Here is a 13,486-nt window from a genome sequence, read left to right as displayed (position 1 = left end):
TTACAGTTATGCAAAAGAGCTTTACAAAGTTTATCGCTCCATTACTGACGATGTTGATACTGTGCAGTGCCCTGCCGTCGTCCGCGCAGGAAACACTGGTGCGCGGCACCGCGAGAGCCGCGGGTAAAACTTCGCTGCACAACGTGCTGTCTTCGCTGGAAGCGCGTTTCAAAGTGCATTTCAGTTACAACTACGAGCAGATTGCAGACAAGTATGTGAGCGGTAGCCAGCATGGCGACCTGGAGCAGCAGCTGGGCCGCATGCTCCCGCCGCTGGGCCTCACCGCGGTGAAACTCGGTGAAACGGATTATGCCATCCGCCCGAAAGCGGCCGCGGAAAATAAAACCACCGCGGCCAAACCGTTCGACCTCACCGTAAAGGGTGTGGTGACCGACACGGAAGGGCGCGGGCTGCCGGGCGTGACCGTCAAAGAAAAAGGCACCGGCAATGGTACGGCCACCGATATGAACGGCCGTTTCTCCATTAAAGTGGCCGGGGCGGGCTCCATTCTCCAGTTCAGCTCACTGGGTTTTGTAACCCGGGAAGAAGCCGCCGGCGACGGTAACCTCACCATCCAGCTGGCTGCCGACGTGCGCAACCTGAACAGCGTGGTGGTGACCGCACTGGGCATCAAACGCCAGGAAAAAGCGCTGGGTTATTCCATCGCCACCCTGAGCGCCGATAAAGTAGCCACCGTAAAAGAAGTGAACATCGCCAACGCGCTCTCCGGCAAGGTGGCGGGCGTGAACGTAAGAAGCACCAGTTCCGACCCGGGCGCCACCTCGCTGGTGACCATCCGCGGGCAGAGCAGCTTCACCGGTTATAACCAGCCGCTGTACGTGGTAGACGGCGTGCCCATCGCGGGCGCGGTACGCAACCCGAAACAGCCGGTAGGCCAGGTAGTGGTGGACTACGGCAGCACCATTTCAGATATCAACCCCGACGATATTGCGTCCGTGACCGTGCTGAAAGGCGCCAGCGCTTCCGCGCTCTATGGCAGCCGCGCACTCAACGGCGTTATCCTCATCACCACCAAATCAGGCAGCGGTGCTAAAAAAGGACTGGGCGTGAGCGTGAACTCCAGCACCATGTTCGACCGCGCCTGGCTGTTCCCGAAATTCCAGAACCAGTTCGGCGCAGGCGACAGGGCGGGCAGTGAGGAAACCATTTCCGACGCCACCTGGGGCCCGCGCCTCGACATCGGCACGAAGCACGCCCAATGGGACAGCCCGCTCGATGCGAACGGCGACCCGATCCCCACCGACTGGGTGTCGTATCCCGACCGCCACAAAGACTTTTTCCAGACGGGCATCACCCTCACCAACAACATCGCGGTGACGGGGAATAATAAAGACGGCAGTTTCCGCCTCTCTTTCACCAACCTCACCAACGAAGGCATCGTGCCCAATACCGACCTGAGCAGGAACACCATCAACCTCGCGGCCGGCTACAACCTCAGCCCCAAGGTAAAGGTGAGCACCAACATCGGCTATACGAAAAACAGCAGCGGCAACCGGCCCACCTACAACCGTGGCAGCGTGAGCAACATCGTATATACCACCACGCCGAACGTGAACATGAAAAAACTGCGCAACTACTGGAAGCCGGGCAAAGAAGGCATCGAGCAGTTTTCGCACCTGCCGGGAAATGCGGACAATCCTTATTTTGTGGCGTACCAGTTCATCAACTCCTACGACCGCGACCGCCTCACCGGCAACGTGGAAATCAATATCAACCTGACCAAGGACCTTACCCTGATGGGCAGAACGGGCATGGACATGTTTTCCGAAAACAGGGAAAGCAAACGCCCCTTCGGTTCGGTGCGTAACCCCTCCGGCGCCTACGGCATCGAAACGGAAAACTTCCGCGAACAGAACACGGACTTCCTGCTGACGTATAAAAAAGACCTGTCGAGAGACTGGAACATTTCCCTGTCCGCCGGCGCCAACCGCATGGACCAAACTGGGCGCGGCACCAGCCAGTCGTCCGAAAGCCTCGTCATCCGCGGTTTCTACAATATCTCCAATGCGGCGGCCGGTACGGTGCGTAACTTTTCCAGCCGCTTCCACAAACGCATCAACAGCGTGTACGGCATGGGCCAGGTATCGTTCCGGAACTATGCGTTCCTCGACCTGACCGCGCGTAACGACTGGAGCAGCACGCTGCCCGAAGCCAACAACTCTTATTTCTATCCCTCCGCGTCTTTCAGCCTGGTGCTGACAGACATGCTGAAGGTGACCTCCGGCCCGGTGAGCTTCGCCAAGCTGAGAGCGAACTATGCCCAGGTAGGCGGCGACCCTGGCCCGTATGAGCTGACCAATACCTATGGTTTCGGCCAGGACTGGGGTGATGTGAAAAGAGCGAACATGGCTTACACGCTGAAGAATAACAACCTGAAGCCCCTCATTGCTACTTCCTATGAGTTCGGCGCCGACCTGCGGTTCTTCAACGGCAGGTTAGGCCTCGACCTGACGTATTATAACACGGTGAACAAAAACCAGATCCTCACCATTCCCACCACGATGGCGTCCGGCTACAGCAGCAAGCTGATCAACGCCGGCAAGATCAGGAACAAGGGGCTTGAGATCACTTTGAGCGGGACGCCGGTGAAGGGGGACTTTACCTGGGATATCAGCGGCGTGTTTACCCGCAACCGCAACAAGGTGATTACCCTCACCGAAGGCGTGTCCAACTTCCTGCTGGGCTCCGCGGAAGGTGTAAGGTATGAAGTGCGGGAAGGCGCTGAGATGGGCGACTTTTATGCACAGAGCTGGAAAACCGTGCCGGACGGGGAGTTTAAAGGACAGCCCCTGCTCGACAGCGACGGCAGCTACCAGCGCGTGAATGAATACGTGAAGATCGGCAACTACAATCCCGACTTCATGGTGGGCTTTAACAACACCTTCACCTATAAAGGCTTTACGCTGAACGTGCTGATCGACTGGCGCCAGGGAGGTGAGTTCTACAGCTACGTGGCGAAAAACCTGCTGAGCGACGGCCGTACCGAAACCACGGTGCCCGGGCGCGACCCGCAGACGGGCGGCCTCGCCTGGACCGACGATGCCGGCCGCCAGCGCACGGATGGTATGATACTGCACGGTTACATCGACGATGGCACCGGCAAATATGTGAAGAACACCAAAATCACCGATCCCGAAAACTATTACGGCGAATACTACTGGAGCTTCAACGGCCGCTCTACTTTCGATGCCAGCTACGTGAAGCTGCGTGAGGCATCGCTCACCTATGTGCTGAACAATAAAGCGCTCGGCAGGTGGCCTATTTCCAACGTATCGCTGGCGCTCATCGCCCGCAACCTGTTTAGCTGGACGGCGGCAGAGCAGGGATATGATTCCGAAACGGCGATGACGATTTCCAACGGCAGCTTCTCACCCGGCGTTGCCAGCTGGTCGCTGCCTTACACCCGTTCTTTCGGTTTCAAGGTTGGATTTAATTTTTAATCATTAACTACCACCGCTTATGCAACGCATATATAAAACACTCCCGATATTGACGCTGGCCTTTGGTATGATGGCCTGCACCAAAGGTTTTGAGGATATGAACGTGAACCCGAACGAGTCGGAAAACATCAACCCGCAGTTCCTGCTCTCGACCACGCTCATCGCCACCGCGTACGATTACCAGAAGGATGCCTACTATGACAAGCCTGCTTCCGCAGGGCGTTACATCACCCTGGTGCGCAACGAGGGCAACGATAAATTCGACTGGGGGCCGCAGAACTGGGACGGTTTTTATTCCAAACTGTCAACCAACAAAAACATGATGGACCTCGCCACGGCCAGCGGCGAAAAACAATACATAGCGCTCGGCAAGATCCTGAAGGCGTTCAACTTTGCTTACACCAGCGATCTGTATGGCGATATCCCTTATTCCGAAGCGTTGATGTCCAAAGAAAGCAACATCGTGCACCCGAAGTACGACGAGCAGAAGAACCTGTATCCCGACCTGCTGAAGGAACTGCGGGAAGCCAACGATCTGCTGGGAGGCGAGCTGTCCGCCATCGATAAAAAATCCGACGCCATGTACGGCGGCGTGGCGCTGAAGTGGCGCAAGTTCGCCAATTCGCTCCGGCTCCGTTTGCTGCTGCGCATGTCCAAAGGATACCCGCAGGCGTTCACCGAAATGCAGGAAATCGTAGGCAACAAAACGAAGTATCCCATTTTCGAATCCAACGCGGACAATGCTGAAATCAAATATCTCGGCGATATCGGCGCCAACAGCTGGCCCGGCGGCCCGAAGGCCAATGCGTTTACCGAGTTCGACAAACGCAAGCCCAGTAAAGAGATCGTGGATGCATTGCGCCTGCGCAACGATCCCCGTTTACAGGTATGGATTGCGCCCGTGGATCAGCCCGTCGGTGGCCTCGTGGACCCGAACCTGTACGTAGGTGTGCCCAATGCCGTTCCCGCGCCGTATGATTACAACGGCGGCACACCGCATATTTCCCGGTTGACGGCCCTGTTTAACAGTAATTCGGACCCGATGCTGTCTGCTTCGATGATGACGTATGCCGAAGTGTGCTTCATTCTCGCGGAAGCCCTCCAGGCCGGTAAAATCACTGTGGCCGGCGAAACGGCGGAATCGCTGTACCTCAAAGGCATCGGCGCCAATATGAAATACTATGGCGTGGATCAGAAAGCCATCAACGATCACTACTATGACCAGGCCAGCGTGAAATACAACGGCACGCTGAAACAGCTGATCGAACAGAAATGGATCGCCATGTTCCTGAAAGGAGCGGAGGGCTGGTTCGATTACCGCCGCACCGGTTTCCCGCAGTTCGTGCCCGGCCCGCTGGCGCCCGGCGGCATTCCCAAACGCTACATTTATCCCGATGCGGAAAGAGCGTATAACGAAGCTGCGTACCAGAAAGCATTAACCGTATTCGGAGAAGACAAACAAACCACCCTCATGTGGTACCTGAAATAATTATGATGAAATCAGTCGTAAGAAAAGCTTTTTCCCTGATGGCGCTGGCCGGGTGGATGCACGCTGCATCCGCCCAAACCAGCCGGCCTGACCGCATTGTACTGAACGTAACGGAAAACATGGCCACCTCTGCTGCCGCTACCTGGCGCACCGCCACGGGCGTGACGGAGAGTTTCGCGGAAATCATGCCGGCCGATGCCGACCCGCGCACCACCAGTAAAGCAGTGCGCAGCAAAGCCGTCACCACGCCCTTGTTATCCGACACGTTGTCGGTACACTACCACAGCGCCGTATTCCATGGGTTACAGCCCAACACCCTGTATGCGTACCGCGTGGGGCAGGGCGACAACTGGAGCGAATGGTTCCAGTTCCGCACGGCGGCGGCCACCCCGCAGCCTTTTACATTTATCTACCTCGGCGATGCGCAAGCCAACCTGTTTTCGCTCTGGTCGCGCACCATCCGCAAAGCCTATGAAATGGCGCCCGATGCGCGGCTGATACTGCATGCCGGCGACCTCGTGAACCGGGGCAACCGCAACGCGGAATGGCAGGAGTGGTTCGAAGCAGGCGGGTATATTCACAGCACCGTGCCGGGTTTGATGTCGCCGGGGAACCATGAGTATTATTACACGCCGGCCGACAGCGGGATGGTATCCGCGTTCTGGCGCCCGCAGTTCACCCTGCCCGAAAACGGGCCGGAGGGTTTGGAGGAAACCTGTTATTACACCGATGTGCAGGGCGTTCGTTTTATTTCTTTGAACTCGCAGGAGATCGAGATCAACAAAAACCTGATGGCCAGACAACGCGTGTGGCTGGAGAAAGTGTTGAAAGATAACCCGAACCAGTGGACCTGCATCGTATTCCACCACCCGGTGCTCTCTACCAAGAGCACCCGCGACAATAAAATGGTGCGCGAAAATTTCAAACCGCTTTTCGATACATACAAAGTTGACCTGGTGATGCAGGGGCACGATCATACTTATGCGCGCGGGCTGGTAGACGGAACGATGTACGTGGTATCGGTGAGCGGCCCGAAGATGTATCCCCTCGACCCGCAGCCCTGGATGCAGCGCACGGGCTCGTATACCCAGCTGTTCCAGCTTGTGCATGTGAACGGCGGGAAACTTCGTTTCGAATCTTACACCACCACCGGGCAGCTGTTCGACGCATTCGAACTGCAGAAGAAAAAAGGCGCCCGTAACACCTTTACCAGCAAAGCGCCGGCAGGCACGGTTGGCAGATAACAGATTTTCCGGCATGCGAATCAGATATTGTTTACAACGTTTATTGTTTTGTGTGCTCGCCGCAGGCTTTTGCCAGTCTGCCGCGGGTGCGGACATACGCCTGCAGCAGGTGGCCATCTGCGCGCCCGGTCATCCGCAGGCCGCACGCGTATTGCAGGAAGAAGTGGCTAAACGGACCGGCCTGCGATGGCAGGTAGTGACGAAGCTGCCGGCAAGCGGTGATGTGATCGTATTGAAAACGCGGCAGCAGGCTCTGCCGGTTGGCCTGAAAGACATGCCTGCCTTGCCCTTGCAGCCGGAGGCATTCCGCCTGGGAGAACAGACGGCAAACGGCCGGCGCCTCATCGTGGTGGAAGGATACGATGCCCGTGGGGTGATGTTCGGGGCGGGGCGGCTGTTGCGGTTGTTCCGCTATGCGAAGAGCGGCGTGACGATACCTGCGGACGTCCGCATCGCCGAAGCGCCGCAGAAAAAGATGCGCGGCCACCAGATCGGTTACCGCAACCTGGCCAATTCTTACGACGGCTGGAGCGTGGCGCAATATGAACAGTACATCCGCGAGCTGGTGATATTCGGGACCAACAGTATCGAAGGCATTCCTTTCCAGCCGTGGGGCCCTCATTTCAGCATCCCTTCGATGGACATGAACCTGCGCGTCAGCGAAATCTGCCAACGATACGGCATCGACTTCTGGGTATGGACGCCCGCTACCTTCGACCTGGCGGATACGGCCAAACGCGCTTATTTCCTCCGGCAGTTCGATACCCTGTTCCGTAAAGCGCCCCGGCTGGATGCGGTGTTTTTTCCCGGCGGCGACCCGGGGCATAACGCGCCGGAGCTGGTTATCCCTTTCCTCGAAACATTATCAGTGCCGTTGCGGCAGCATCATCCGAAAGCGAGGATATGGCTGTCGCTGCAAGGTTTTACACCGGAGGCCTGCAATTTTACATATGACTACATCCGCCGCCGGCGGCCGCAATGGCTGGCAGGCCTCGTAACAGGGCCGGGCAGTCCGCCGATGGAAGAAACGCGTGCGGCATTGCCGGCGCCGTACAAGCTCCGGCATTACCCGGATATCACGCACAACGTGCGCTGCGATTTTCCTGTGCCCTGGATGGACCCGGTGTTCGCATTCACGCTGGGGCGGGAGGCGGTGAATCCGCGGCCTGTGTATCATACCGCCGCCTTCCGGTATACCGCGCCGCAGAACGACGGTTTCATCAGTTACTCCGACGGCGCGCACGACGATGTGAATAAGATGGTCTGGAGCATGCTCGGCTGGAATGCCGCGCAGTCGCCCCGCGACATGCTGCTGCAATACACGAATTTCTTTTTCGACAGCGAAACCGCTGCTGCGGCCGCCGATGGCATACTGGCGCTGGAACAGAACTGGGTGGGGGCCGCCTGTGAAAATACCGGTATCCTCAAAACCCTTGAGCTGTGGCGGCAGATGGAAGACCGTCATACCGGCAACTGGCGCTGGCAGATGTTTTTGCTGCGCGCTTATTACGATGCTTATGTGCGGGAACGTGGTGAGCGCGAACAGGCTATTGACAAGGCCGCCTGCGCAGCACTCGCGCAGGCACGCACAACCGGTGCGGACGCTGCGATGCAGCGGGCGGAAAAAATTCTGCGGCAGGCGGATGAGATCGCGCAACCCGCATGGCGCGCGAAAATCACGGCGCTTTGCGATTCCCTGTTCCGCTCCATCGCCCTGCAAACCAGCGTGCCCAAATACAAAGCCTCCGGCAACGAAAGAGGCGTCGTGCTTGATTTTATTGACCGTCCCCTCAATAACCGCTGGTTTTATGAAGATGCGTTTGCGCGCATCCGTCAATTGCCCGCCGCGCAGCAGCTGGCCGCGCTGGATACGCTCGCCTTCTGGGAAGAGCCGGGGGATGGGGGATTTTATGACGACGTGGGCAACGTGAGCCGTTCCCCGCATGTGGTGCGGCCGGAAACGCTGGCTACCGACCCGCTGATGCTGCGCAGCGACAACCCGGGATTCGACTGGTGGGACGGTGGTTTCAGCCGCAAGCGCCTTGCCTGGATGGTGAGCATGCGCTGGCCGCACAGTTTGTTATATACAAGTCTCGATACAACCGCACAATACACCGTGAGGGTGACCGGCAACGGCGAATGCCTGCTGCGCGCCAACGGGGAAAAACTAACGCCTTCCCGCTACGGGAAAGGCATCGGGGAGATCAAGGAATTCCCCGTACCGCCGGCATTGACGAAGCAGGGCCGCCTGCAGCTCACGTTCGACGCCATCAACGAAGATCATCTGAACTGGCGCCAGCATTCCCGCCTGACGGAAGTGTGGCTCATTAAAAAATAAATCATGACAGCGAAAATGTTTGCAGGCCTGGGGCTGTGCATGTGCTCCTATGCCATGGCGGCCGCACAGGCTACGGATTATCCCTTTCAGCAGCCGGTATCCCGGCAATATGCCACGCCGCCCGAACTGGCGCAGCAAAGCGTGCTGGCCAGGGTGGTGACGGACTACAACGATAATGCCCATGTGATCACTGACAAAGGGTTTTACCGGGTGAGTGACGGGGCGCTGGTGCGCGACCGGCGTTTCCGGCCGCTCGCGGATAAGATCCCGCTTGATGTTACGGCACAGGAAGGCAGCGGGCACCTGTACTACCTGTATGCCGACAAATGGCTCACCAACGGGTACGCCGGCGTACCGTACGGCACGCTGCCTGAGAAAGGCCGCTATAACAGGATGGCTGTAGCGGCGGATGGCAGGGTAATGCTGGCGGGCGATGCTGGTTTGGCGCTCCCGGAAAAAGGCCGGCTCCGCGCTTGCGGCCAGTTGCCCGAACCGCTGTTGCAATTGAAGGTGCATAACGGCGTGTTTTACGCGCTGACGGGGAAGGGAGTGTACCAACAGGCAGGAGCACAGTTCACGCGCTTGCATGCGGCGGAAAATGCCCGTGCCATGGATTTCCGTGGGGAGGAGATCATCATCGGAACGTCCAACGGTTATTACGGCATCAGCAGCAAAACCGGCGATACGAGCCTGTCGTTGAAACGGCGTGTGCCCGTACCCGGTATCAACGATATACTGGTAGTGAACGGCCGCATCTGGGCCGGCACCGATGAAGGAGCGTTCATGGAAGATTCCGCCGGGCTTTACCGGTATTTCGCGTCACGTCGCTGGCTGAACGACAACCGGGTAAAAAGCATGTCGGCGGATGCGGAGGGGAATGTGTACCTGCTCACGCCCGCCGGGCTGAACCGCATCAGTTCCCCCGCCCATACGCTGGCGGACAAAGCGGCTTATTTCGAAAGAAAGATCCGGGAGCGGCACATCCGCTACGGTTTTATCGCCAACCTGCACCTGCGCCCCGGCGGCGACGCCGGTTCGTCGCAGATGGCGGATACGGACAACGACGGGCTGTGGAGTGCCTTCTATCTCGGCAGCCAGGCATTCCGCTATGCGGTGACGCATGAGCCCAAAGCCAAACGGTATGCCTGGGAAGGGTTCGAAGCATTCGAGCGTATCCTGTCGGTGAACCAGCTGAAAGGTTTCCCCAGCCGCACGTTCGAGCGGAAAGGCTATAAAAATTCCGACCCTGAAAGATGGCGCGATTCCCCAGACCCGGAATGGGAATGGAAAGGCCATACCAGCAGCGACGAATTTGTGGCCTACATCTGGATTGCGGCGGTGCTGCACGAAATGGTGGCTGAAACAGCGGATGAAAAACAGCGCGTGGCCGCCTTCATCGACAAGATCATGACGCACATCATCGACAATAAATATTATTTCGTGGACATCGACGGCAAGCCCACGCTCTGGGGCCGCTGGAACCCGGAGTACATCAACTGGTACCCCGAAACCATCGGCGACCGCAAGCTGGGCAGCACCACGATCATCGCGGGCCTGCAACTGGGCTATGCGCTGACGGGGAAAAAGAAGTATAAAGACGAAGCGATGCGCCTGATGAATAAACACGGTTATCTCAAAAACATCCTTACCGACTACCGCAAGATCACCTACACGCCCGGCTACAAACACATGGGCATCGATATGGGCACCGGCGGCTGGAACCACAGCGACGACGAGATGGCGTTTCTCACCTACTGGGTACTGTACCGCTACGCTTTCACCGATGAGCTGAAAAAACAATACGCCGGCGTTATCCGCAACCACTGGGAACTGGAGCGGCCGGAGAAAAACGCCGTATGGAACCTCATCACCCTGGCCACCGCCGGCGATTACGATGCCGACGCCACGCTCTGGTGGATGCGCACGTTCCCGATGGACCTGGTGACCTGGCAAATAAAAAACTCCCACAGGAAAGATATTACGCTTTTACCTGCTAACTTCAGGGACCAGGCCACCGAGCGGCTGATCCCTCTGGATGAGCAGCCGGTGCACCGCCACAATGCCAACGCCTTCGACCTCGACGGCGGCGGCAAAGGCACCTCCGAACTGGCGGGCGACGAGTATTTATTGCCATACTGGATGGCGCGATATTTAAAAGCTTTGAACTGATGCACACAAAAAAGATGATCGCCCTGCTGGGCTGTTGCCTGCTGCTGCAGGCCGCTTATGCCCAGAAAACGGCGGAGCGCCCGAAGATCGTGATCGGCATGATGGTAGACCAGATGCGCTGGGATTTCCTGTACCGCTACGGGCAGCGTTATACACAGGGCGGTTTTAAACGCATGCTCCGCGAAGGCTTCAGTTGCGAGAACACGCTCATCAACTATGCGCCCACCGTTACGGCCTGCGGCCATAGCTCCGTGTACACGGGCTCCGTGCCCGCCGTGCACGGCATTATCGACAACGGCTGGTACAGCCGCGAACTGAAAAGGGAAGTGTACTGCGCGGAAGACACCACGGTGCAGCCCGTAGGTATACCGGGCACAAAAGGCGGCATGTCGCCGCGTAACATGCAGGTCACCACCATCACCGATGAATTAAGGGTGGCCACCGGCTTCGAAAGCAAAGTGGTGGGCTTTGCGCTGAAAGACCGCGGCGCCATTTTTCCTGCGGGGCACAGCGCCAATGCGGCCTTCTGGTACGATGGCGGCTCCGGGAAAGTAGTGACGAGCTCCTATTACATGAAAGAACTGCCGGCCTGGGTGCAGCAGTTCAACGATAAAAAACTGCCGGAAAAATTACTGGCCAACGGCTGGAACACGATGTACCCCGTTGCTTCCTACAAACTCAGCGAAGCCGACAACAAGGACTACGAAAACAAATTCGGGCACGAAGCCGCGCCTGTTTTCCCGCACCAGTTCAAAGGCAAGGAAAACAGCTCCGTACGCTCCACGCCTTACGGCAATACGCTCACGTTCGAATTCGCGAAAGCAGCCATCGAAGGGTACAATTTAGGCGGTGGGCAGGTCACCGATTTCCTGGCCGTGAGTTTTTCTTCGCCCGATGCGGTGGGCCACCAGTTCGGTCCCAATTCGATAGAAGTGGAAGATGTGTACCTGCGCATGGATAAAGAGCTGGAAGCATTTTTCTCCTGGCTCGACCAGCGCTTCGGCAAAAACAATTATCTCTTTTTCATCACGGCGGATCACGGCGTATCGCACTCGCCCGGTTACCTCGAAGAGAAAAAACTGCCCACCGGCCTCATCAATGGCAAAGCCGCCGTGGCAGCGGTAAACAAAACCGTTGAAGCCCGATTCGGCGTGCCCGATGCGGTGCTGGATATTTCGGCGTACCAGGTTTACCTGAACCGGAAAGCGTTTGCGGAGAAGGGGATCGACATGAGCCTGGTAGAGAAAACCGTGGTGCAGGTATTGAAGGAGCAGCCCGGCGTAGCCGCGGCCATCCCGCTTTCTTCCTTAGGCAGCGCCGCCATCCCGGAGCCGGCCAAAACGATGTTCATCAACGGGTATAACGAAGAGCGCGGCGGCGATGTGCTGGTGGTGTATAAATCCGGCTGGAAAGACGGCAGCCGCAACGGCGCCACCCATGGCCTCTGGTATCCTTACGATGCGCACATCCCGCTGGTGTGGATGGGCTGGGGCATCAAACCCGGTAAAACGCACCGCACCACCGGCATGACGGATATTGCGCCTACGCTGGCGGCCCTGCTGCACATCCAGATGCCCAGCGGCAACGTGGGGCAGGTTGTGACGGAACTATTCAGATAACGAGCATAAAGAGACTGCAGCGTCTTGAAGCGCCGCGGCAAATCCATCTTCCAGACATTCAACCAACAAGGGCTGGCCCGTTAAAGGCCAGCCCTTGTCATATGCGTTCGCATCCGTTTGTCAGAACCGCACGCGCACCCCGAGGTTCACGCCCAGCCCGCCGATGTTGATGTAAGAGATCAGGTCGTTGGCAGGCGCGTTATCGTTTTTGTAATTCGTTTTGGAGCCGGAAGAACCGGTGGGCGTATTGGAATTCTGGTCGAGCGTGGTCACATAATCGGTGTTTTTCTCGGCCGTGCTCAGATCGTTCAGGCCGCGCCGCTGGGTGGTGATCACCTGCCCGTTGGTGGTGTTGACCACATTGGTGACTTCGCTGTATGCCGTTACTTCTTTGGTATCGCCTTTCACCGGTACGTTGCGGTATTCGGTTTCGAGGAACAGGTCAAACCGCTGGCCGAGCGGATATGCTACGCCCAGCGCGCCCTGGAAGCCGATGGTAGGGTGAGGCTTGATCTCTTCTTTCCGGTGGATGGCGGTTTGCGCTACCACGGTGGCCGGCTGGCCGGGCACGGCGCTGGTCCTGCTTGCCTCGGTTTCGATGAAGAGGCGGCCCCAGAGCGGCACCACCACGCCAAACCTTACGTACGGGTTCAGTTTTTCAAAGCCCGGACTGATCACGAGGCTGGGCGCAAAGTCCACGGCATTCACGTGCCCGTGCGATTCAATGCCGCCCACTTTGGTGCTGGTGCCCTGTATGGTGGTGAGGTTACGCGTCATCAGGTTTTTCTTGCTGTGGAAATAATTGAAGGTCCCTTCCACGGCGATGTACCGGTTGAAGTTGTACCCGAACGACAAGCCGCCGCGGACACCCGCGCCGTAAGAGCCGGTAAGTACTTTCTCGGACAAGGTGGTGGATGCGCCCGTTGCCGGGTTTACGGCATGGTGCTCATCTCTTGGAGGATATGGGCCAACATCGGGGAACTGCCCGTGTGAAACGCTGAAAAAATATCCGCCGGCTGCTTTCATGTAAAATTTTCCTGACTGTGCCTGGGTTGCATGGGTACCTGCCATTATCAGCAATGCTGAGAATATCAGTTGTTTCCGTTTCATATTATCGTCGTTTTGGTGATCAGAATATGGTTAATACGGAAGTTACTGATTTTAAA

At 57.6% G+C, this 13,486-nt stretch carries 7 protein-coding genes; 6 read left to right on the top strand and 1 reads right to left on the bottom strand.

Going from position 1 to position 13,486, the window contains the following annotated elements:
• Positions 1-8 precede the first annotated feature (8 nt).
• The 6 genes from EGT74_RS16340 to pafA are packed head-to-tail and all read left to right on the top strand — an operon-like array spanning position 9 to position 12,320.
• A complete protein-coding gene (locus EGT74_RS16340; protein ID WP_123847649.1) occupies positions 9-3,461 on the top strand; it encodes a SusC/RagA family TonB-linked outer membrane protein in 3,453 nt (1,150 codons plus the stop codon).
• Between the two features lie 19 nt (positions 3,462-3,480).
• Positions 3,481-4,950 (top strand): SusD/RagB family nutrient-binding outer membrane lipoprotein, encoded by a 1,470-nt coding sequence (locus tag EGT74_RS16335; protein ID WP_123847648.1) that lies wholly within the window; start codon positions 3,481-3,483, stop codon positions 4,948-4,950.
• Positions 4,951-4,952: 2 nt separating this feature from the next.
• Positions 4,953-6,194, top strand: coding sequence for a purple acid phosphatase family protein (locus tag EGT74_RS16330; RefSeq protein ID WP_123847647.1), 1,242 nt, complete (start codon positions 4,953-4,955; stop codon positions 6,192-6,194).
• Positions 6,195-6,207: 13 nt separating this feature from the next.
• Complete coding sequence (locus EGT74_RS16325; protein WP_123847646.1) at positions 6,208-8,532, top strand: beta-N-acetylhexosaminidase family protein; 2,325 nt, start codon at positions 6,208-6,210, stop codon at positions 8,530-8,532.
• A 3-nt stretch (positions 8,533-8,535) separates the two neighbouring features.
• Positions 8,536-10,701: a hypothetical protein gene (locus tag EGT74_RS16320; protein WP_123847645.1), complete on the top strand. Its 2,166-nt coding sequence runs from the start codon at positions 8,536-8,538 to the stop codon at positions 10,699-10,701.
• A complete protein-coding gene (pafA, locus tag EGT74_RS16315) occupies positions 10,701-12,320 on the top strand; it encodes an alkaline phosphatase PafA (protein ID WP_123847644.1) in 1,620 nt (539 codons plus the stop codon). Before EGT74_RS16320 ends, pafA begins: the two co-directional genes overlap by 1 nt.
• A 120-nt stretch (positions 12,321-12,440) precedes the next feature.
• Here the strand turns inward: pafA and EGT74_RS16310 are convergent, their stop codons facing one another.
• A complete protein-coding gene (locus EGT74_RS16310) occupies positions 12,441-13,430 on the bottom strand; it encodes an outer membrane beta-barrel protein (RefSeq protein ID WP_123847643.1) in 990 nt (329 codons plus the stop codon).
• Positions 13,431-13,486: the final 56 nt, after the last annotated feature.

Source organism: Chitinophaga lutea (assembly GCF_003813775.1).
Taxonomy (GTDB): Bacteria; Bacteroidota; Bacteroidia; order Chitinophagales; family Chitinophagaceae; genus Chitinophaga; species Chitinophaga lutea.
This window is presented reverse-complemented; position numbering and strand designations above follow the sequence as displayed.

What these genes read in the sequence shown, in the direction of transcription:
- EGT74_RS16330 (WP_123847647.1), top strand. Translation starts at nt 4,953, where the DNA reads ATGATGAAATCAGTCGTAAGAAAAGCTTTTTCCCTGATGGCGCTGGCC.
- EGT74_RS16340 (WP_123847649.1), top strand. Translation starts at nt 9, where the DNA reads ATGCAAAAGAGCTTTACAAAGTTTATCGCTCCATTACTGACGATGTTG.
- EGT74_RS16335 (WP_123847648.1), top strand. Translation starts at nt 3,481, where the DNA reads ATGCAACGCATATATAAAACACTCCCGATATTGACGCTGGCCTTTGGT.
- EGT74_RS16320 (WP_123847645.1), top strand. Translation starts at nt 8,536, where the DNA reads ATGACAGCGAAAATGTTTGCAGGCCTGGGGCTGTGCATGTGCTCCTAT.
- EGT74_RS16325 (WP_123847646.1), top strand. Translation starts at nt 6,208, where the DNA reads ATGCGAATCAGATATTGTTTACAACGTTTATTGTTTTGTGTGCTCGCC.
- EGT74_RS16310 (WP_123847643.1), bottom strand. Translation starts at nt 13,430, where the DNA reads ATGAAACGGAAACAACTGATATTCTCAGCATTGCTGATAATGGCAGGT.
- pafA (WP_123847644.1), top strand. Translation starts at nt 10,701, where the DNA reads ATGCACACAAAAAAGATGATCGCCCTGCTGGGCTGTTGCCTGCTGCTG.